We start from the raw sequence: 20,423 nt of genomic DNA on the forward strand, positions 1-20,423 counted from the left end.
TCATCCTTCCTGTATAGCCTCATTCAGCTCTCTCAGACACTTTTCGCATGTTCCATTCACCATCATCGGACACGATCGGTATCCATCTTGGAACGTGGAAATCATTGCACGGTAACATTGTTCTATTTTCTGCCCTTCATACTGTTCGAAATATGGGCATTCTTCTGTCGGATATAAGTTGCCGCCCCTGCACCAGTGTGCCTGCTCTCCTGGCTTATGACTGTCTGACCACAGATGCCTTTCCAGATAATGATCCGTGTATGGATCTTCCTGTGCTCTGTAATCGTCATAACACCCTCCGTAGGGACATCGCTCCGACCAGTAGTAGAGGCAGTAATAACACAGGCAATCACTGCAAGTCGCCATTCTACTCATCCTCCTCACTTTTCTGGAAACTCATATACTTGATTTCGCATATATATTGTCATTTTGTGCGGTTTTGCTGAATCATCGAAATATTCCGTCGTGTAGTATCCATCTGTATATGCTTCGCAAAACTCTTTCATCACTTCCATACACCGCTCCTTACTTTCGTATTCCGCAACCTCTTCCAGTAATCCATCTGATATGCAGATTGTGTGTCTGACTATCGTCTGTTTCCCTTTGCGATCGGTTCGTTCTGCATACTTTAACGCGTTGAAAGATATGCCAAACCGCATTACTTTTTCTTTATTCTGACTTATAATCAACATTGTTTTTCTCCTGTGATTAAAAAATCCATTATGTTCATCTGTCCAATATGTTCCCATGTTTCTGTCTCTATTCCGCATGTTTCCAGTGCATCTTGATACCTTACCCCATTATTTTTTAATTCCATACAGATCTGATAATGCTTTGGGTGTGTCATTGCTATTCGTTGGAATCTATTCGGACAATTTTCCATATGTGCACCAAAAGCACAGAACATGCATCCGGTACGCTGTTCACCTGTTGTGTAGTATATACCACCGGGCGTTTGCTCTATGTCGCCATATACAGAACATATTTCAATATCATTTTCTACTATGTATCTAAGCACATCCTGCCTTGTCCAAGGACCAAGCGGCTGGCTCTTAATTGTTTTTCCATCATATACATTGCAACCTGTATGAGCATACTGGTGTTCGCGTCTAAAACTTTCATCTTGCGTTGTCCCAATATATGGCACTCTTCCAGTCTTTTTTGCATAATCTTTAAACGGTTTTTTCTTGGTAATGTTACAACACTGTTCACTTATATCAAATTGTGTATCCAACAAAAATCTCCATTTTTTAGGAAGCATTCCGAACTTCCCTCTTTCATCGCCATTCATCAAATAGTTTCTGTATCTGTCTGATAAATTTCCATGCCGCAGTTTCCTTATCTTCAATGCCGTCTCTTTGCTAATTAACGGAAATCCATATTTCTCAACTACCTGTTTAAATGTTAATCTGCTTCCGTCTTTCCATCTGGGATATATTTCAACAAATTCCCCGCTGGCCTGACGTGCAAATCTTACTATCTCAGGAAATTCCAAACCAGTATTTGAGAATACTGCCGGGACTTCCAACCCTACGGTTTTTCTTATCATATGCAACAATGCTGTGCTGTCCAAGCCACCAGAATAGCTCAAATATACTTGACCATCCCAGTTGTAATACCATTCCTTGATTCTGCGTTCCGCAAGCGTTTTCTTTACCTTATACGGTAAATATTTTCTCTGGCTAAACTGCCAATCATTTAATTTTAGATCATCTTCCTGTATGAACATCTTTTTCTCCTGTCTCTTCTTTCCCTCTCAATGTCTTCTGCCTTCCCATCATGCAAATGGCAGCTCTTCGTCAAAATCTTCCGGGATGTTCATAAACCCGTCTGCATCCACCGGCATCGGCTCCGGTCGTTCCTGGCTGCTCTCTTCCCGGTTTCTCTGTGCCGCCGCTTTGCTTTCCGCAAATTCCTGATCCTCAACCACCACGTCTGTTGTATAGACCTTGTTGCCATCTCGGTTGGTATAGCTCCCGGTCTGGATACGACCTGTAACGACTACCTTCAGTCCCTGATGGAAATACTTCTCCGCAAACTCTGCACTGCGTCCGAACGCTACACAGCTGATAAAATCAGCACCCGCTTCGCCTTCACGCTTGTAGCGTCTGTCAACTGCCAGCGTATAGCGTGCAATTGCCGTGTTGCTCTCTCCGTTAGAATTACGTATCTCCGGGTCTCTGGTCAACCGTCCAATTAAAATTACTTTATTCATTATCCTCACCTGTACTTTCTGCAATCAGGTTGCCTTCTCTGTCGTAGTCATATCCCGCGACTCCCTCTTTTTTATTCAGATAACTGCAAAATTCCTGGCATTCTTCCTTTGTTGTAAAGAATACTTTCCTCAGTTCCTTCCCTTCTATTTCTTTGAAGCCCTTGTTATGATCTACTATCACTTTCGCATATTCAGCATCGATATATTCAACAAAATACTCTTCTCCCTTTTGTCCTTTTTTCCTGTACCACGCCATGAACTCTCTGTTTCTCTCGCTTAATTCGTACAGCACATTCTCTTTTGGATAATACACCTTCTTGCTTACTCCGCAGTTACACTCATCGTCCACAGCTTTTCCAGACGGCAACGTCACCTTAACGTTTCTCAAGGAATCACATTTATTACATTTTCTCTTGTATCGTGTTTCCCATGTTGCTGACCATAATACAAGTTTCATCTGCTCCATCAGTTCTGCCAGCCTTGCATGTTTTGCACGATACTCAGCGTCTTTCATTACTATTTCACATTCTTCTTTTTTTCTTTCAAAGTCCCTTTTGATAGACTCAAAATTTTTCTTAATCCCCTGTAATTCTTTGTTTTCTTTTCGCAGTTTCTCGATTTCATCGTTGATTTCTTTTTTCACCGATTCCCTAAGCTCATTCTTTAACTCTTCGATTTTCTCGTCAAATTCACCTGGTTCAAAATAATCATCAAATCCATAGTACATATCAGCTTTCCTCCTCCAGATAACACCACATAAGCAGACAAAAACGTTGATTTTTGCACGTGATCGTCAGCATATGGTGTGATTTCACGCTTCCTGGTATAGAAGCTTTTCTGTGTTTCATTTCCGGTTCGAACATCGGACATTCTTTGCACCTCTGCTCTACGTCCAATTTCGCCACAATCATTCTTCATCCTCCAGATAATCAAATATCGTCCTCTGTCCCGGTATCGGTTTCTGTGCCTCTTTTGTACCACTTTCATTCAGAATAATTTTTCTGAATATGCTTTCAAATATCGGAACCGCAATACTGTTTCCTGCTTGTGCATATAGTGCCGTATAATATCTCCCCCTGCGTCTGTGTACTGCTTTGGCTGCCTCAAAATCTGCATCTGTATACCCCATTAACCGCCAGCATTCACGCTCCGTTAGATACCTGTATCTTCCGTTTCCACAGTCAATTACCTGTGCTGGTGTGCGGTCCTGCCTGGTTGTTATGGTATATGCATAATCTTTAATGACTGTTGCTCTCCGAATACTTTTCTCTCCGATACAGGAAAGAATAGACGGCTGTGTTACATCATATACATTTGAAACCTTTTCGTTATCTTCCAAAAAATCATTAATACTTCGCATTGGTGTCCGGATCAGGCTGTCAAAATCGAACTTTTCACCATTCAGGCCGCTGATTGTGAATACTCTCTCACGTGCCTGTGGCAGTCCAAATTCTCTCGCATCCAGAACATCATAGCTGTTCGTGTATCCTAATCGCTCCATCTCCTTCTGATATTTAACGAAATTTTCAATCATATGTTTCGATGTGACATTTTTGACATTTTCCCATATTACATATCTGGGTTTCCATTTTCCCATCTGTTCAATGATATGTATTGTTTCCCACATCAGGCTTGATCTTGTTCCGCTGCCCTGCTTTGCTCCTTTTCCACGGTTTATTCTTCCGTCTGACGCTCTTGCTTTTCCCTGGTGTCCAGCAATGCTCATGTCCTGGCATGGACTTCCGTGGATTAGGATATCTGGCTTCAAATTCCATCCAACAACACTCTGTGTTTTATATGCCAATTCCTCACGGAACATTGAATTGTATGAACGTACCGCCTTTTCGTTGATTTCCACATAGTCAATTGCTTTCGTCGGAATACCGAGGTTGCGGAGTGCACATCGCGGACTTCCGATTCCGCCAAACAATTCCAATATCTGAACTGGTTTTTCTACTATTTTCATGGCATACACACCTGTGCATTGCAGTCACGGATCTGGATCTGTGTATTTGTGCATGGCTTCCATTCCTGGATGTATTCCAAGGCTTCATAGTAGCGTTTCTTCGGCACGTTGTTGCGGGCGTTGACGTGGAAATAGTGTTTCAGGTCACGGTTGCACTCCGCGAATACTTTCTTGCCGATCTCGTTGTAGGCATTGCTGTGCTTGCCGCCCAGTGCGTCCAGGACTGCCTTGTTGACCTCATCGCCAAGAACGACCTGCTCCCCGTAGTCGATCGTCATATGGTTCTCCAGATCTGTCACGCGGTTATCAATCTTCACCAGTTTCTTATCATGCATCAGGATTGCTTTCATCTCCGGCGAATAGTCGTCCATCTCATAGCTCCCTGTCTTGCGGATCACTGGCAGCACTTCTGATGTCACCCAGCGTTTGAAACGCTGTGCACTTTCTAATTTGCTTCCAAAAATAAGAGCATACATACCAGATTCATTGATAAGCACCACGTTTCTCATTTGACCTGCCATCGCGATTTGCGATGACAGCTTATCATCATTATCTACATGTGTCCCGATAGCATCAGCAGTGTTTTTGTACCCCAGTTTTTCTGCCACATCTTTCCCGACGAACCAGACTTCTCCATCTCTCGTCACGGTTCGGATACTGCCAAATTCTTCGCTCTCAAAAATCTTCAACTGTTCCATATTGCCTCCTTACTCGTTCAATGTCCTTTCCAGTGCATCGAAATCATAGTCCCTTTGCGGAAACGCATTGAATGTATTCTTTACGGTTTTCTTTTCCTTCTTCTTGGCTGCTGGCTGCTTCTTGATTGGATAGAAGCTCTTCCAGCCGCTTACAGTCGCTTTTCTGACAATCGCCTCCATCTCCCTCGGATCCGTTGACAAATCCTTAAGATCCTCTTTCAACAGCTTCACCTGTTCTTCTGTGATCCTTGCACCTTCTTCTCTCCTGGTCTTCAGGAACAGCAGGAAGGCTTTGTTCAGGGAATCATCAGAAAAATAGGAATCCGGCGGAGCCGTATCTATATCTATATATTCTTTTTTCTTTTCCTTTCCTTTTGTGTTATTTTTCTCGGAATTATCCTCTTTTTTCTCGGAAAAACCGCTTTTTTTCTCAGAAGAATTTAAAGAAGGGTTCACTTTAATAAAGGTTTCGGTCTCTTCTTCCGAAAGAAGCCAGAACCTCTCGGCTGTGATCGGCGTTTTCGTGGCTCTGGCTTTCACCATCGCCTGATAACGCCTCTGTATCCCGGCAGAGGTCAAGACCTTGTCCGACTGGAAAAGTGTATCGTCAAACAGTGACCGTTCCAGCAAGAAGTTCAAGAACTGCTTCACCTTGTTGCCATCCATGTTCAGGTCGTCCGAGATGATATATTCAAAATCATCGTCAACCTGTAAGTAATACCCTGTCTTGTAGATCTCACATAAAAGATACAAGTACAAGACAATCCCATCCGCCCCATAGCGGGCTTTCAGGATCTTTATCTTTCTGTCTGAGAAGAAGTCTGCATCCATCCGGAAAAAGCGGTTCCCTTCCTGCTTCTTCCTTGCCATACCAGCCTCCTGTTTCTCTTTTTATGTATCGAGCTGCATCAGCGTAACGCTTAAATACGCCTCCTCACTGTACGCCTTTGTAATGGTCAGTTTTATGATCTGCGTATCATCATGGTATGCGATGCCGTTCAGGGCATCCAGCACAACCTTTGCGATGTTGTCACTGTCCGGCTTCTTTGCCGGCCAGATCTTCCCTTCCAGCATCTCTGCCCTTTTCTTCTTCGAGATGCTCTTAGGCGGCTCAAAATACGCCAAGATATTAGCAACCACATACGCATCATCCGAAAACCGTTTCTGTCCGTATTTCTGTTGGAAACAGGTCTTGATCAGGTTTTCGTACAGCACCGTCTTTTCAGGTGTTACGCTGCTCATTTTGCCGCTCTTGCTGTTGTGAAATGTTCTCGCCCGGGCTTTGCCCTGCGGCTTGCCCGGTACGGTGAACGTGAATAACTTTGGTTCTTCGTTATTGTTCTGGCTGTACATTTTCTACTTCCTTTTTACGTAAGCGGCCATTCCGGTGAGGTCAACGGGATGGTCTGTTTTAATTATTGAAGAACATATCTTCCATGCTCATCTGTTCCGAAGCATCTGCCTCTTTTGGTGGTTCTGCTGCTTTCGGTACATCCGTCTTTGCTTCCGGGACTTCTCTGTATTCCTGCTCTGCCACCGGTTCTTCCTTTTTTACGGAATCGACATACTCAGCTTTTCCGTCCTCGTGGATCACTGCCATGTCCTTGTCCAGGGCGTTCTGCAGGTCGATGCTCATAATGCCCCATTTGCTGATGATCTGGCGGAGCATGGTCTTCAATGCCATGCTGTCAAAATCCTTGAACCAGAAAGAAGAATATTTCCAGAGGTCTTTTTCCGGGATCTGCCCGGCTTCCAGGAGTTCCAGCGATCTCGCCCCGCCATTCCCTCCAAACGCCTGGGAATACTTTTCGGCGTGTGCCAGCATCTTCTTCTTCGACCAGTACATTGTCTTTCGGAATCCGTTCTCATACTCGAACATGGCATAATAACCGGCTGTAGGTGTCTCGTCACGGATGATGTCATCCTCGATCAGGTTCACTTCAATTTCTTCGTTCAGGGGATCGTAGTGGAGAAGCTCCCCTTCTTTGATCGCCATGACGTTCAGGCGTTTGTAGTATCCGGAACGCACTGCCAGCTGGATATAACCCTTATACCCAAGCTGGAACTGTGCTTCCTTGCAGCCTTTTTTATTGTTCTTGAACGGGACCATATAGAACTGTCCGAGCTGTGGGGATGGTGAGAGGTTCAGTGCTTCACCGAGTAATGCAGCTGACAGGATACTCTGGTTCGTGCATTCCTGCAAAGCCGGTGTTGTCTGTACTGCGGAAACGATGCTGGAGACGAATCTGGTGGCATTCTTGCCGCCGACCACGCTGTTGATCTGCTTCCTCACTGCTTCCTGGGACATATACGTTGCCATGCTGCTTCTTGTCTGTCTGTTTGCAAGACTGTTTGCTACTGCCATGTTTTATTCCACCTTTCCAAACTGAATGTTGTTGCGGATCAGGTATTCTCTCAGATCCATGATCTGTTTCTTGGTGCCGCGTACACGGAAGTCAAGTGTCCAGATTTCTTCCTGTACTTCTGTAGTATTCTCTGCTTCCTGTGTTTCTGCCGTAGTTTCCGGTACTTCTGCCTTGCTGTCTTCTTTGTTTTCCGCAGTAGCGGATGTTTCTTCCTGCTGTACTGCCTTTCTGGATGCCTCTTCTTTTTTGGCTTTCTCCTCGGCTGCTTTTCTCTTTCGCTCTTCCAGGGCTTTTTCCATTTCTTCCAGGCGTTTTCCCTCTCTGAGTGCTTCCGAAAGGCTGTAACTTTCCATATATTTCAGGATCGCCTTATCACGGAAACGTTCCGGGAGTTCCTCAAGTGCTTCCATTTCTTCAGACATACGGTTGAACAGCGAATGGTAAGCGGTTTCCAGATGCTTGTCCTTGATGGATTTTTTATACATGCTTTCTTTTACTGTTTTCTCGAAAGGGATAACAGAACGAAGATCCCCGACATACAGGTCATAATATTCACGCATCTTTTCTGTTTTCTCACTGCGGTACTTCTGCTCGATCTCGTACAGCCCATCATCGATCACTTTGACCGCACTGCGTACCGGTTCCAGCACTTCCTTCACCTGTGCCTCAAATTTTTCATAAGGTGCCGCATAAAATTTCTTTACCTGCTTTCGTTCTTCTTCGAACGCCTTCACCAGTCTGTTCAGGGTTGCCCTGTCCTTACGCATCTCTGCGGTCTGGGAATCCGTATAAGCAATGGATGCATATTCCTGTGCCTTCTTCTGGATCTCTTCCTTCAACTCGCTGCTGTTCCACTGGATCTCCGGGAGCGTCCCCGGCTCCATCTTGGTTGTGATTCTTAATTCCATGTTTACCTCCTGTCATATCTCCGGCAGTATCCTGCCCGGTCTTATGTTGTGTGTTACCTGCTGCCAAAATTTCTTTTCTTCCTGCAAGAGCATCGCAAGGTCTTCTTCAACGTCAGAACGTTCAATGAAATAGTGGCGGACGGCTGTCCGCCTGTCTCCTTCCCAGTCCGACCGGATGTGTGCCCTCAGCACTGCAAACTGGTAACCTGTCACCAGCAGATAGTGGAGCACCTGAATATAATAGTTATCCGGTATGCGGCCATCCCACTTGCCCCACTGTGCACTGTTCATGATGTTCGTGGTCTTGATCTCCAGGATACCTTTTCTGCCTTCCTGGTCGGTCAGCTCGCCGTCAAGCGAGGCCTGCATGAATGGATATTCAACACTCCGCAGGATGCGGTTCTCGTGATACAGGACTTGATATTCCGGAAAGTCCAACGAAAACAGCCTGCGGATCAGCGGCTCTGCTTCCGTTCCATATTTCACATACGGCTTATCAGATATGTCCTTCGGCATCCGTCTCCCGGTCTTCTCATCAAATAATTCCACGTTGCTCTTGTATGGGTTCAATCCCAATATCGCAGCCGCATCCGAACCGCCGATCCCAAGCGTGCGGCTTTCCAGCCACGCCGCATGGTCAGCATTTTCAATGATTGTATAGCTCATACTTGAATTTTCAGTCTCTCTGCCCTATACTGTAGTTGTCTTTTTATTTGTGTCCCGGATCGCCCGCCAAAGCACCGGGACTTTTTACTACCTCGAGTGTCGCTTTCTCAACGATCACCGATTCTTTCGTCTCTTCATTTATTGCATGCACATAGATGCTATTATGGTGCCAGATCCGGTACTTGTCCGAATCAATCCCAGCCAGTTCCAGGATGGCCCTGGCTTCCTGGTCGCGTCCTTCATTTACCCAGATCATCTGCTTTCCCCCTCCAGACGGATACATACCTTTGCCAGTTCCGCTGCAAGCTTGTATTCCTTTTCGTATCTACTGCCTCCATGTGTTTCCTCTACTTGATTGACAAATTCCTGGAGGCTTCCAGAAAAGCAGCCACATCTTACCTCTACCGTATCATCCTTAGTCCTGTAAAATGTAACGTATCCATCCCGGCTCCCGATCGGTCCTTGTACAAAGAAATGCCTCGTATTGAAAACTTCTGCGTTGCCGTAAACCCACGCATTGCCGGAAACTCTTGCATCGCCGTAAACCTTTGCATTGCCGTAAACCCACGCATTTCCGAAAACTCTTGCATCGCCGGAAACCTTTGCATTGCCGTAAACCTTTGCATTGCCGTAAACCCACGCATCACCGAAATGTGAAAGATTTTCCTCTTTCTCGATGTATCCGCCGAACTCTCCAGTTTTGACAGACCCGAAATCACGCACTGCTCTGATCCGGTACAGTGTTTTTCCGAAAACTGTGAACGTTTCTTCTGTCAATTCGTATTTTTTCATTCTGATACCTCCTCGTCCTCGATCAGACTGTCCAGATAGTCGGCTACCTGGTAGAGTTCTTCTGGTTCAAAGTCCGTAAGACAAGTTTTCGAAAGATTATATTTTTTATTTTCTTCGAATCCATTTTCCATCACATACACTGAAATGAGTTCCCCTTCTTCATAATTTGCAATTTCCATATGGACATAGTGTTTTCCCTGCTCATGGATTGTCATGACCTTATCCATCAGTGTAAAAGTCCATTTTCTTCTCTCTTCTGCTGTCATTTTGTCCCCGCTTTCCATGCCAGCTGTTTCAACTGCTCATATAATTTGTTGAATGTCTCTTCTTCAATCCCTGAAAACGTAATACCATCGCCTGTATATGTATCACCTACAAACAAAATGTTTCCCATGATTGGGGAGCCGTGTTTGTCGGTTTCGTACAGATAGCAGCCAATCGGGTTAAGCTGAAGTTTATTCTTGAGCAGAAACTCTTCGTCAACCAGCATAGCCACACACTTGCTGTTTTCACGTTTAACTTCTGTCGTATGCCCTAATTCGTTATACAGTCGTCTTGGCATGACGTGCTCAATCATCTCGCATCCGTTCCCGATCAGCTCACAGAGCTGTCTATTCTGCTCTCTTATCGTTCCCTGTGGGAAATCATGCACGGTCACTTCCAGATCCGTACTAACCTTAATAATCTTGCTCATTCTGCTTCCTCCTTGCTCACCAACATCAGCACACGGATCAGTACCGCACACCATACGGTAATGGCAGTTCCAACGATATCGCGTTCACAAATCGTGCTGTACTTTCCCAGCCACCAGAACACGAAAGCTGCAGCTACTGATGCCACGATCGGGGCGATCACACCAGCTCCGGTTGTTTCTTCTGTTACTTCTGTTACTTCTGTTTCTCTTCTTTTCATTGCTTGTCTCCTTTCCATACGAACCCGGTCAGCTCGTATAACTTTTTGGGACTGATGTATGTACTTCTTCGACTTGCCTGCCCTCTTTTGGTCGGCTTCGATCTGAACACTAGCCCGATATCCAGCTCACCGGACTCCATTCGGTTAATCACTGTGCTCTGTTCCACACCCAGAACCTTTGCGGCTACTCTTGTGGGTACCGGTTCAGGCGGGAACTCTGGCTGCTTGCACTCCCGGAGTACTTCCAGAAGCATTTTTTTGAGTTCTTCCATTTTGCCACCTCACTTTCCTATTCATTCATCGTCAGAATCGCAATCCAGAACAGCAACAGGATTGCTAATGGTTTCAACATTTCCTTACCCCACTTTCTTTATTGACTTCACCCTGTTTTCCTCTTATCCTTGTTATACAGGCACTGCCATGCCGAGTACAAAAGAAAGGAGATTGTTCATTATGGATATAAAGCCTATAAATGTTAGAGGATATGATACCTACTACACTGAATGTATTGATAACTCTGGAAAATATCTTTTAATTGCTATTCCTTCTACCACAACTAAAGACATTTCCAATATTTGCAATACATTCTTAGAAGGTCACCTCATCACCATGATCGACTATGCCACTGTAGACAATGTTCGATTCATAAAAGCGTATTATTAACTGTAATGTCAATTTGTTTATGCTTTCCCGGATTGGCTGGATCAGCATTAAACAATTTTTGTAATGGCCAACCATCTGGTCCCGGGAAAGTAACAACAACAGGCTCTTGCACTTCTCGACCGTTGATTTTCAAAATGTCCCTGTCAATATCTGCTTCTAAAGATCTGATACACATTTCTCCTACCCCGCTTTCTGCTCTGCTTCCAACATTTCTTTGTCTCTCAACGCTGACAGATATGCTCTTGCTTGCAATTTTCCATTGATATCAAGAGATTCGAAAATCTCAGCAATTTTTTTTGCATCTTCTACATCTGTTATTGTTAATGCTTTTTTCATATGTTTTCGCCTCCTTTTTTGTTTTGATGACTACATTTTAAACTTTAGTTTTGTTTTTGTCAAGTCATTTTTATGACATTTTGTTCCTTTTTTGTATTGACCAAAACATTTTTATGTGTTACTATTGAAATCGCAGGAGGTGATAAAAATAGAAACTTATGAACGAATAAGAGATTTACGAAAAAACAAATTGCATTTATCACAATCCGAATTCGGCAATCGTCTCGGCGTAAGCAGAAGCGTTATTGCTAATATAGAATTGAATATGCTTGCACGCCCAGATCAAAAAGAACCTTTATATAAGTTGATCTGTAAAGAATTTGGAGTGAATTATGAATGGCTTACTTCTGGAAAAGGCGAACCTTATTCCGAAGAATTACCAGAGGATGAATATACAAAAGCTGTTACTGAAATAGGCATTAAGGATTTACAAGCTCGACAAGTAATTATTGATTATTGGAAACTTAATGAGTCTGATAAAAAACTTTTCCTATCTTTCATCCAACGCTTTGTGACAATAAAAAAACAGGAGGACTAATCCTCCTGCTGCTCCAATATCGTTTTTACAAATGTGTAAATCATTTTCCATGATTTTTCACTTTTTATTCGTTCCAACATTTGTAAAACTGCATTTTTGTACTTCATCCTATGTACCTCCCGATCACGTTTTCAAACATTTGTTCGAAAATCTTTAGTTTTATATTATCACAAAAATATTTGTGATGCAACTGTTTTCGAACATTTGTTTTAGTAAAATTTTCCTTTCATCTTAACAAACGTTTCAGGAGGAAAAAAGTTGTGCGTTGTCCGGAATCCCGGACGCTTTTTGAAAATCACTTATATTCAGACTCATAAAGATCTGAAATTGTGGTTTTCAACCCTGCTGCCAACTGTTCCATAGTTGCCAGAGTTGGACTTACATGGTCGGTCACTATGTCACCGATCGTAGACCGGGGAACACCGGTCATAATTGCCGCCTGCCGGATCGACAGGTGGTGCTGTTCCAAGAATTGAGATAATAATATTTTCATGGTGTTATTATCTCCGGAAAAAGAAAAAGTATTCAAAGGAGAAAAAAGTTATGGGATTATTAAATTTCTTAAAGCCCCAAAGATATGATATGGACTCTTTAGAAGGAATTAATTCTATTCCAGTTCCAGCAAAAAATTATCATACTGGTGATCCAACAAAAGATTGTATTTATTACCTTTTACAAAGAAAAGCTACCGAACATAAAAAAGCTGGGCGAATGGATTGTGCAATTGCTTGTTTGCGGAAATCTAATGCATTATCTGATTACGAGAAGCGTCCATTATTGACTTCGAAAGAATATCTTCGTTTAGTTAAATACATTGAATCAACCGGCGATATGGAACTTGCGAAAAAAGAATTAGAAAACATCTACCAAAAGCATCCCGAATTTTCGGATAAAAGATTCTCAAATTTACTTCAAATTAAAGAATCTCTTGCTAAGAACAAAAAGTACAAAAATGATCTGGTGATGTTATCTACAAATAATCATTGTACTATATGTAAAAAATATAATTTAAAAGTGTACTCCATTAGTGGGAAAACTAAAAACTATCCTAAATTGCCATCTGAAGTTACTCGCGATGGAGGCTTTTGCCCAAACTGTAGTTTATCTTTGAATACATATTTCGAAGGCATTAGTACAAAATTATAACAAAATCCGCCCCAGTGTTACCAGCACCGAAGCGGATCAGCGAATCTATACAGGTCTGGAGACCGGCATAATTCTTCCTTGAACAAGAAGATTATACCACAATCCTCCAGCACCTGTACAGGTGTATTTTTATACTCATTTTTAAGGAGGATGATATATTATGGCAAAATACAAAAAGAGAAAAGACGGCAGGTACGCCGCATGGGTAACTACCGATGAAATAAATCCGGAAACTGGAAAAAGAGTCCGCATACAGGTATATGGTCGTAGTGTTGCGGAACTGGAACGCAAGAAAGCCGAGGTGATCGAGCAGACCAGCAAAGGCATCTATGTATCAGAAAAGAACGTGACATTCGGGGCGTATAAATGGAAGTGGCTGGAGCTGTATAAAGCCGGTCGTGAAACGAACACGATCGAAGGATATCGGAACATTCTGAAAAACCACACTGCCGCACTGGATGGTCTCAAACTATTGCAGATTAAGAAAACAGATATTCAGACCGGTTACAATGCACTGAAAGGTCACGCTGATCTGCAGCGTCGTTACTACCAGACAGTCAACCAGATCATGCGTGCTGCCATTGATGACGGCCTGCTGTTCAAGAATGTTGCGGAAAATATCGAAAAGGATCCTGCACCGAAGAAGAAAAAACGGGCACTGACAGAGCTGGAACGTATCCACCTGGAAGACTTAGAGCTGGATCCGCAGGCAAGTACACTGCTGCATATGTTGCTGTATACCGGAATGCGGCGGCAGGAGATCATCCCTCTGACACGGTTTGATATCAATTTTGCCAGAAAAAAGATCACTGTCAACAAGGCAGTTAAGTTCGTTGGAGAAACTGCCGTGCTCAAAGACACGAAAACAGACAGTGGAGAGCGTGAGATCTATCTGCTGGATCCACTGGCAGACGTCCTGAAAAAGTATCTGTCTACATTACAGGGTAATCTTCTGTTTCCCGGAACTGATGGCAGCTATCTGAAAAAGTCGCAGTATCGCAGACTGTTCGAGCGGATCAAGCGGACATTGAACACTGCCTGCGGCGGCACACATCACTACGAAAACGGCCGCATCAAGTTCGATGTAGATATGTGTCCAGGGCTGGGATCGCATACATTCCGGCATGAATATGCAACCATGCTGTATTATTCCGGTATTGATATCATGGAAGCGGTGGAAATCATGGGACACAGCAATTCGAAAATGCTGCTGGATACCTACGCAGAACTGCGGAGACAGGAAGGAAAATCCATCCAGAAGCTGAACGATTTCGCAAAAAAATCATATCAAAATAATGCTTTTGACAGCACTGAAAAAGTGACTACAATCTGACTACATTTTGACTACACTTTCCAAACATTTTACACTTTTTCGCACTGTTTCAGGCGGTTTTTATGCATCAGAAAAATAGCTGTTTCAGAACGCAAAAATACCGGAAACCCTTGATTTTACTGGATTTCCGGTATTTTTTCTGTCAAGCTGGAAAAGGGACTTGAACCCTCGACCCCTTCATTACGAGTGAAGTGCTCTACCGACTGAGCTATTCCAGCATCGGTCAGCAGTATTGCTGCTGACTCAAATTATTATACATGATTATTGTCTGTTTTGCAAGTATTTTCACAAAAATAATTACAATTTAACTAAGTCAAATACATTTCCCATTTCCATTGCAGATATCTGCTCGACTCAATATTCTTCATCGTAATTATATCCATCCGGGCTGTAATCGTTATACTGCTCCTGATCGTAAGAATTATCGTAAGAATTATCATCATAAACACTGCCGTCACCATTATCGCTGACTGCCGCTTCCTGCGTCTGGGTTTCTGTCTCAGACTCGGTCTCCTGGATACCAGGGATATTGTCATCGACATCTTTTCCGGCTTCTTCTCCGTTCAGCGTATAATTCTCTTTGCTGACGGCACTGCCTTTGCTGAATCCGCTGACTTCTTCGATATGAGCACTTCGCTCCTGTACACCTGCGGACGGCTCATAATCTTTGATGCCAAACAGGTAGTCATGCAGTCTGGTAACATTCCAGGATAAGGTAACCGGAACTTCGGAATCTCCGCTCAGATCACTTGTACGGTGTTCAAACGGGAATCCGCAGGTATCCCCCAGCTGATAAGACAACATATTCATTCCCAGAGATACAATATCCGATTTGCTGAGACTGGTGGAAATCATCGGGAACACATTGTCCATGATATCTACCAGCGTCTTCATATCTGCTTTTTTTGCTTTTGCCACGATTTTGGCGATCAGCTCTCTCTGGCGTTCGGTACGTTTGTAATCGTTTCCGGCTGTATAACGGATACGGGTGTAGGATACTGCCTGTACACCGTTCAGATGATACGTGCCCGCCACTTCCGGCTCGATACGTTCATAAGATTTTCCTGTGATTTCAGAAGTTCCGACACAGTAGTTGTTCATATGTACAACCTCTTCGTCTGTCAGATCAAAATCAAAACCGCCAAGTGCATCTACTACTTCTACCAGTGCATTCATATTCACCGTTACAAAATCCGTGATGTCCAGATCCAGGTTCTGGTTCAGCATATTGATCGCCCATTTATAACCGCCGTTCGCATAGGCTGCATTGGCTTTTCCATAACGGTCTTCACCGATATTCAGGTAGGTATCACGGTATATGGATACCAGTTTTACCACTTTCGTGTCGTTATTGATACTCGCAATGATGATCGTATCGGTGTTTGTATAATCCATACTTCCATCACGGGAATCAACACCGAACAGGGCAATGTTGGTATAGCCATGCAGAACTGCATTGTTCTCCACTTCTTCGTTCACCTGGATATCACCGGACTGAAGCGTTACAGTATCAATATTTCCCAGTCTCTTTTCGAACTGTACATACAAAAAGCCAAATACCAGCAGCGGAATCAAAATAATCAGTTCTGTGATAAATAAAATCTTGTGTCTGCGATATTTTTTATATGCAGAACTTTTCTTGCGTGTTTTGTCTTTCTTCATGCTTTCCTCTTCGGCCGCATCTTCTGCAGCAGATTCTAATGAAATTCATCGTTAAAAAGTCTACTGAATTATTATACACTATTTAATGAACCTGTCAATTGCCTTATTCAATTCTTCGATTTCCTTCATATCTCCGGACTCGATCGCATCTACCAGGCAATGCTGGATATGGTCCTGAAGAATGACTTTTCCGGTATTGTTGATCGCCGCTTTGACTGCGGAAAGCTGGATCAGCACTTCGCTGCAGTCTCTGCCGTTCTCCACCATTTTCTTGATGGACTCCAGGTGTCCGATCGCACGGGAGAGACGGTTTAGCACTGCTTTTGTATGTTCGTGACTGTGCGTATGCGTATGCGTGACAACTGTTCCGTCCTCCAGCACATGCGTGTGACTGTGGGCATGTCCGCCGGAAGTCTGCTCTTTTGTATGAGCTTCCGCCTGCACACCGTTTTTCTTTGTTTCCATAAAATTTTATCCTCCTGTAACTTGCCCCTTATTTCTGTTTTTCTCCCTCTGTCATTGTCATTTTTCTACATTGACCGACACAGGCAGGAAACTCTGTACTCCTCCTGCTTTTACCAGATATTCTTACCGGCTGATCTTCACATCAATCTGCTGATATGGGATCTCAATCTGATTTTCATCAAATCTGTATTTGATTTCTTCAGTGATCCGCCATTTTGCCGGAAAATAATCCTGCGGTCTTACCCAGGCATGCCACCCGAGGATCACACCGGAGTCTCCAAGACTTTCAACGACCACTTCGATCTTCTCTTCTTTCAGAATGGCCGCATCCTTCTGCAAAATAGCGAGCAGCACTTTCCTTGCCTCATTGATATCGTTTCGATAGGAAATCCCTACCTTTTCACGCAGCTGCCGCTTATCCTGCTTTGAAATGTTCGTCAGACTGCTGTTGGTGATGATTCCGTTTGGAATCGATACGGTACGGTTATCGATCGTCAGAAGTGTCGTATAAAAGAGATCCACCTTCACCACGGTTCCTTCATTTCCATGGGTATCTTCGTGAATATAATCTCCGCTGACAAATGGTTTCATAAACAATAAGATAAATCCCCCCGCAATATTCGAAAGCGATTCTTTTAACGCCAGCACAACGCCGACTCCCATCGAGCCGATCAGTGCAGCAACCGACGCTCCGGACACTCCGAGAAAAGTGGCCATGACTGCCACCACCATCACGTACATGATGGCTTTCATAATGGAAAGTGTGAAGTGTGCGGATGCTGCCTCCATCCCGGCTCGTTCAAAGGACCGGCCAAAGATCTTCAGGATCAGCTGAATGATCTTGCGGCAGACAAAAAATGCGATCAGGACAATGACCAGTTTGATGCCCAGATCCATAAGCCCCGGCATTTTCCCCTGAAAATACTGTGTAAACTGATTGACTTCTTTTACACTTTCGGTCAGCGAATCTGCCGTATTCTCTGCTATTTGTTCCATCTGCTATTTCTCCTGCTGCTTGTTTCGTCTGCTCTTTGCGGCCGGTTTTCTACCCGTTGTCTTGTTTTTTCTTTCTTCCTCTGCCTTTGCACTTTCTGCGATTTTGGCTTCCAGTTCTTCTTTGAGGCTTTTTTTCGGTGCTTTTTCTGCCGTCTTTGTCACTTTTTCTTCACTTGCAGCTGCCATCTCCAGCTCTGCTTTTGGGGTTGCCTGCTTACCGGTTCCTTGTTTTGCGGTTGTTTTCTTTGCAGATGCTTTTTTCTCAGAAGCGGCTTTGATCGAAGTTACTTTTTCACTGCTTTTCTTCTCAGCTGTTTTCTTTTCCGTTTCTTTTACAGCAGCCACTTTCTTTTCGGCTGTTTTCTTTTCGGTAACTTTTTTCTCGGCTGTTTTCTTTGTTGCCGTTTTTTTGTTGACCGCTCTTCCGGCTGCCGCTTTTGTATAAGAAAAAACCGTAATGCTCATCGGCGGAACCGTGATCAGGATCGAATCCGCTCTGTCATCGCATTCTGATTTTTTTGACTGTTTCAGTCTCGGATTACCGACTCCGCTGCCTCCGAATTCTTTGCTGTCACTGTTAAAGATTTCTTTGTATTTTCCAGGGTATGGAACGCCGATCTTGTGGTTTTCGTAAGTCAGCGGTGAGAAATTGCAGACGATCAGCAGCGTCTCTTCTTTTTTCTTTGTGTTTCTGGTAAAGACTACCATATTTTCATTGGCAGAAATATTATTGATCCAGGTAAATCCATCCGGATCATAGTCCATTTCGTAAAGTGCCGGATGCTCTTTGTAAAATGTATTGAGTGCTTTCACATAATTCTGCATCTGCTTGTGCTCATCATACTGCAAAAGCTCCCACTCCAGTGACCGATCCTCTGCCCACTCATCATACTGTGCAAAATCCTGTCCCATGAACAAAAGCTTTTTGCCCGGATGTGCCAGCATAAATCCATAAGCGGCACGTAAGTTTGCAAACTGCTGCTCACGGTCACCCGGCATCTTGCCGATCATGGATGCTTTGCCGTGTACAACCTCGTCATGTGACAAGGTCAGGATATAATCTTCACTGTACGCATAAACCATGCTGAACGTCAGTGCCCCATGATTTGCGGTACGGAAGATCGGATCCAGTGACATATAATAAATGAAGTCATTCATCCAGCCCATGTTCCATTTGTAGTCAAAGCCAAGACCCTCATCCTCAACGGCTCCCGTTACTTTCGGCCATGCTGTGGATTCTTCGGCGATCATCAGAACCCCCGGCTCCTTCTGTTTAAAGATGGAATTGAGATGATGGAAAAATTCGACTGCTTCCAGATTCTCGTTTCCGCCGTAGATATTCGGCACCCATTCTCCTTCGTTCTTTCCATAATCAAGATAGAGCATGGAAGCCACCGCATCCATACGGATACCATCAATGTGATACTTTTCTGCCCAGAACAGTGCGTTTGCAATCAGGAAGTTCTTGACTTCCGGACGACCGTAATTGTAGATCAGTGTACCCCAGTGCGGATGGGAACCTTTTCTCGGATCGAGGTGCTCGTACAGGCAGGTTCCGTCAAAGGCAGCCAGTCCAAACGTATCACGCGGAAAATGTGCCGGTACCCAGTCCAGAATCACGCCGATGCCCTGTGCATGCATATAGTCCATGAAATACATGAAATCTTCCGGTGTGCCGTAACGACTGGTCGGTGCATAGTATCCGGTCACCTGATAGCCCCAGGAACCGTCAAACGGGTGCTCCATAACCGGCATCAGTTCAATATGCGTATAGCCCATCTCTTTTACATAGTCCGCAAGCATCACAGCCAGTTCACGATAATTGTAAAACTCCCTGCCGTCCTCCGGCTTGCGGAATGAGCCAAGATGTACCTCATAAATGGACATCGGAGCCTTCTTACTGTCTGCATTTTTTCTCTGTTTCAGCCATGCTTCATCTTTCCATGCATACTGACTCAGGTCTGTGATCACCGATGCCGTGTCAGGACGAAGCTGTGCAGCATTGGCATACGGATCTGCTTTTAAGAATGTCAGCCCTCCCTTTGCCTTGATTTCATATTTATAGAGCTGTCCTGCAGCAAGTCCCGGTACAAACAGTTCAAAAATACCGGAATCCCACAGTCTTCTCATCGGCAGACGTCTGCCATCCCAGAGGTTGAAATCGCCCACCACGCTGACACGCATGGCATTTGGTGCCCATACTGCAAACAAAACACCTTCCACACCATTGACCGTCATTGGATGTGATCCCAGTTTTTCGTAGATATCGTAGCAGATGCCTGCATTAAATTTCTTCGTTTCTTTTTCCGTGATCTGTGGTGCAAAACGATATGGATCTTCGTATTCTACGATATTTTCTTTTCCGTCTGCTTCTTCTCCAAAATCTACGTGATAATGATATTTCGGAATTCTTTTACCCGGAAGCAGTGCAGCGAAAAAGCCTTCCTCATCCTCTAAATCCATCGGATATTCTTTTTTGCTGTCTTTCAACACCACTGTCACACTCTTTGCCGTCGGCAGAAACGTCTGGATCAGAATCCCTTCTTCTGTCACATGTGCCCCCAGAATATCGTGCGGATGATCTTCTTCTGAATATACAATCCCCTCTACTGCTGCCCAGTCCATCATTTCATATAATTTGTTGTCCATAATCTTCAAACCCTCCCTTATGTATTTAAGCGGATATTCGCAATCCGCTTTGCTGCTTGCCCATAATGTTTCTTAAATTATGATACCTGCGGATTGTTCCATGCGTTGCACC

At 44.0% G+C, this 20,423-nt stretch carries 28 protein-coding genes and 1 tRNA gene; 3 read left to right on the forward strand and 26 right to left on the reverse strand.

Annotated features, from left to right (window positions below; all coding sequences use genetic code 11):
* The 20 genes from GPK60_RS09270 to GPK60_RS09365 all read right to left on the reverse strand — a co-directional run bounded on the left by GPK60_RS09270 (position 1) and on the right by GPK60_RS09365 (position 11,522).
* The gene (locus GPK60_RS09270) at positions 1 to 366 is read right to left on the reverse strand and encodes a hypothetical protein (RefSeq protein WP_215659530.1); all 366 of its coding nucleotides are present in this window, start codon (positions 364 to 366) and stop codon (positions 1 to 3) included.
* Positions 367 to 380: 14 nt separating this feature from the next.
* Positions 381 to 692 (reverse strand): hypothetical protein, encoded by a 312-nt coding sequence (locus GPK60_RS09275; RefSeq protein WP_215659532.1) that lies wholly within the window; start codon positions 690 to 692, stop codon positions 381 to 383.
* Complete coding sequence (locus tag GPK60_RS09280) at positions 686 to 1,729, reverse strand: phosphoadenosine phosphosulfate reductase family protein (protein WP_215659533.1); 1,044 nt, start codon at positions 1,727 to 1,729, stop codon at positions 686 to 688. The genes GPK60_RS09275 and GPK60_RS09280 overlap by 7 nt, the downstream gene beginning before the upstream one ends.
* Before the next feature lie 48 nt (positions 1,730 to 1,777).
* A complete protein-coding gene (locus GPK60_RS09285) occupies positions 1,778 to 2,215 on the reverse strand; it encodes a single-stranded DNA-binding protein (RefSeq protein ID WP_215659535.1) in 438 nt (145 codons plus the stop codon).
* Entirely contained in the window at positions 2,208 to 2,942 is a 735-nt protein-coding gene (locus GPK60_RS09290) for a hypothetical protein (protein ID WP_215659536.1), read from the reverse strand. The genes GPK60_RS09285 and GPK60_RS09290 overlap by 8 nt, the downstream gene beginning before the upstream one ends.
* A 180-nt stretch (positions 2,943 to 3,122) precedes the next feature.
* On the reverse strand, positions 3,123 to 4,181 hold the full coding sequence (locus GPK60_RS09295; RefSeq protein WP_215659538.1) for a DNA cytosine methyltransferase: 1,059 nt from the start codon (positions 4,179 to 4,181) through the stop codon (positions 3,123 to 3,125).
* Positions 4,178 to 4,879 carry an ORF6C domain-containing protein gene (locus GPK60_RS09300; protein ID WP_215659541.1) on the reverse strand — a complete coding sequence of 234 codons (702 nt, stop codon included), beginning with the start codon at positions 4,877 to 4,879 and terminating at the stop codon, positions 4,178 to 4,180. Before GPK60_RS09300 ends, GPK60_RS09295 begins: the two co-directional genes overlap by 4 nt.
* Positions 4,880 to 4,888: 9 nt before the next feature.
* Positions 4,889 to 5,749 (reverse strand): DUF4373 domain-containing protein, encoded by an 861-nt coding sequence (locus GPK60_RS09305; protein WP_215659544.1) that lies wholly within the window; start codon positions 5,747 to 5,749, stop codon positions 4,889 to 4,891.
* 21 nt (positions 5,750 to 5,770) lie between these two features.
* The gene (locus GPK60_RS09310) at positions 5,771 to 6,232 is read right to left on the reverse strand and encodes a RusA family crossover junction endodeoxyribonuclease (protein WP_215659549.1); all 462 of its coding nucleotides are present in this window, start codon (positions 6,230 to 6,232) and stop codon (positions 5,771 to 5,773) included.
* Between the two features lie 58 nt (positions 6,233 to 6,290).
* A complete protein-coding gene (locus tag GPK60_RS09315; RefSeq protein ID WP_215659552.1) occupies positions 6,291 to 7,244 on the reverse strand; it encodes a recombinase RecT in 954 nt (317 codons plus the stop codon).
* A gap of 3 nt (positions 7,245 to 7,247) precedes the next feature.
* A complete protein-coding gene (locus GPK60_RS09320; protein WP_215659555.1) occupies positions 7,248 to 8,153 on the reverse strand; it encodes a DUF1351 domain-containing protein in 906 nt (301 codons plus the stop codon).
* Between the two features lie 12 nt (positions 8,154 to 8,165).
* The gene (locus GPK60_RS09325; protein ID WP_215659557.1) at positions 8,166 to 8,819 is read right to left on the reverse strand and encodes a YqaJ viral recombinase family protein; all 654 of its coding nucleotides are present in this window, start codon (positions 8,817 to 8,819) and stop codon (positions 8,166 to 8,168) included.
* Between the two features lie 43 nt (positions 8,820 to 8,862).
* Positions 8,863 to 9,075, reverse strand: a complete 213-nt coding sequence (locus GPK60_RS09330) for a hypothetical protein (protein ID WP_215659559.1) — start codon at positions 9,073 to 9,075, stop codon at positions 8,863 to 8,865.
* Positions 9,072 to 9,611 carry a hypothetical protein gene (locus GPK60_RS09335; protein ID WP_215659562.1) on the reverse strand — a complete coding sequence of 180 codons (540 nt, stop codon included), beginning with the start codon at positions 9,609 to 9,611 and terminating at the stop codon, positions 9,072 to 9,074. The genes GPK60_RS09330 and GPK60_RS09335 overlap by 4 nt, the downstream gene beginning before the upstream one ends.
* Positions 9,608 to 9,895 carry a hypothetical protein gene (locus GPK60_RS09340; protein WP_215659565.1) on the reverse strand — a complete coding sequence of 96 codons (288 nt, stop codon included), beginning with the start codon at positions 9,893 to 9,895 and terminating at the stop codon, positions 9,608 to 9,610. Before GPK60_RS09340 ends, GPK60_RS09335 begins: the two co-directional genes overlap by 4 nt.
* Positions 9,874 to 10,305 (reverse strand): hypothetical protein, encoded by a 432-nt coding sequence (locus GPK60_RS09345; protein ID WP_243860680.1) that lies wholly within the window; start codon positions 10,303 to 10,305, stop codon positions 9,874 to 9,876. The genes GPK60_RS09340 and GPK60_RS09345 overlap by 22 nt, the downstream gene beginning before the upstream one ends.
* Positions 10,302 to 10,523 carry a hypothetical protein gene (locus GPK60_RS09350; protein WP_215659568.1) on the reverse strand — a complete coding sequence of 74 codons (222 nt, stop codon included), beginning with the start codon at positions 10,521 to 10,523 and terminating at the stop codon, positions 10,302 to 10,304. Before GPK60_RS09350 ends, GPK60_RS09345 begins: the two co-directional genes overlap by 4 nt.
* The gene (locus GPK60_RS09355; RefSeq protein WP_243411851.1) at positions 10,520 to 10,795 is read right to left on the reverse strand and encodes a hypothetical protein; all 276 of its coding nucleotides are present in this window, start codon (positions 10,793 to 10,795) and stop codon (positions 10,520 to 10,522) included. The genes GPK60_RS09350 and GPK60_RS09355 overlap by 4 nt, the downstream gene beginning before the upstream one ends.
* Before the next feature lie 371 nt (positions 10,796 to 11,166).
* On the reverse strand, positions 11,167 to 11,361 hold the full coding sequence (locus tag GPK60_RS09360) for a hypothetical protein (protein WP_215659579.1): 195 nt from the start codon (positions 11,359 to 11,361) through the stop codon (positions 11,167 to 11,169).
* A 5-nt stretch (positions 11,362 to 11,366) separates the two neighbouring features.
* Positions 11,367 to 11,522, reverse strand: coding sequence for a hypothetical protein (locus GPK60_RS09365; RefSeq protein WP_215659583.1), 156 nt, complete (start codon positions 11,520 to 11,522; stop codon positions 11,367 to 11,369).
* A 139-nt stretch (positions 11,523 to 11,661) separates the two neighbouring features.
* On the opposite strand from GPK60_RS09365, the gene GPK60_RS09370 reads away from it, so the two are divergent.
* Complete coding sequence (locus GPK60_RS09370) at positions 11,662 to 12,060, forward strand: helix-turn-helix transcriptional regulator (RefSeq protein WP_215659587.1); 399 nt, start codon at positions 11,662 to 11,664, stop codon at positions 12,058 to 12,060.
* 295 nt (positions 12,061 to 12,355) lie between these two features.
* Here GPK60_RS09370 and GPK60_RS09375 read toward each other — a convergent pair whose 3' ends face one another.
* Positions 12,356 to 12,529, reverse strand: a complete 174-nt coding sequence (locus GPK60_RS09375) for a helix-turn-helix transcriptional regulator (protein WP_252191346.1) — start codon at positions 12,527 to 12,529, stop codon at positions 12,356 to 12,358.
* A gap of 74 nt (positions 12,530 to 12,603) precedes the next feature.
* Here GPK60_RS09375 and GPK60_RS09380 point away from each other — a divergent pair, with 74 nt between their 5' ends.
* Both GPK60_RS09380 and GPK60_RS09385 read left to right on the forward strand, forming a co-directional pair.
* The gene (locus GPK60_RS09380; protein WP_215659590.1) at positions 12,604 to 13,206 is read left to right on the forward strand and encodes a phage minor capsid protein; all 603 of its coding nucleotides are present in this window, start codon (positions 12,604 to 12,606) and stop codon (positions 13,204 to 13,206) included.
* 160 nt (positions 13,207 to 13,366) lie between these two features.
* The gene (locus GPK60_RS09385) at positions 13,367 to 14,539 is read left to right on the forward strand and encodes a site-specific integrase (protein WP_215659593.1); all 1,173 of its coding nucleotides are present in this window, start codon (positions 13,367 to 13,369) and stop codon (positions 14,537 to 14,539) included.
* 145 nt (positions 14,540 to 14,684) lie between these two features.
* Here the strand turns inward: GPK60_RS09385 and GPK60_RS09390 are convergent.
* The 5 genes from GPK60_RS09390 to glgB form a co-directional block, all read right to left on the reverse strand.
* A tRNA-Thr gene (locus tag GPK60_RS09390) sits at positions 14,685 to 14,757 on the reverse strand.
* 136 nt (positions 14,758 to 14,893) lie between these two features.
* Positions 14,894 to 16,201 carry an LCP family protein gene (locus GPK60_RS09395; protein ID WP_173897166.1) on the reverse strand — a complete coding sequence of 436 codons (1,308 nt, stop codon included), beginning with the start codon at positions 16,199 to 16,201 and terminating at the stop codon, positions 14,894 to 14,896.
* 78 nt (positions 16,202 to 16,279) lie between these two features.
* Complete coding sequence (locus tag GPK60_RS09400) at positions 16,280 to 16,666, reverse strand: metal-sensing transcriptional repressor (protein WP_022118785.1); 387 nt, start codon at positions 16,664 to 16,666, stop codon at positions 16,280 to 16,282.
* Positions 16,667 to 16,789: 123 nt separating this feature from the next.
* Entirely contained in the window at positions 16,790 to 17,662 is an 873-nt protein-coding gene (locus GPK60_RS09405) for a mechanosensitive ion channel family protein (RefSeq protein WP_022118786.1), read from the reverse strand.
* Between the two features lie 3 nt (positions 17,663 to 17,665).
* Entirely contained in the window at positions 17,666 to 20,311 is a 2,646-nt protein-coding gene (glgB, locus tag GPK60_RS09410) for a 1,4-alpha-glucan branching protein GlgB (protein ID WP_173897165.1), read from the reverse strand.
* Between the last annotated feature and the right edge of the window lie 112 nt (positions 20,312 to 20,423).

The sequence above is a fragment of the Ruminococcus sp. MCC718 genome (assembly GCF_018783905.1).
GTDB lineage: Bacteria > Bacillota > Clostridia > Lachnospirales > Lachnospiraceae > Hominisplanchenecus > Hominisplanchenecus faecis.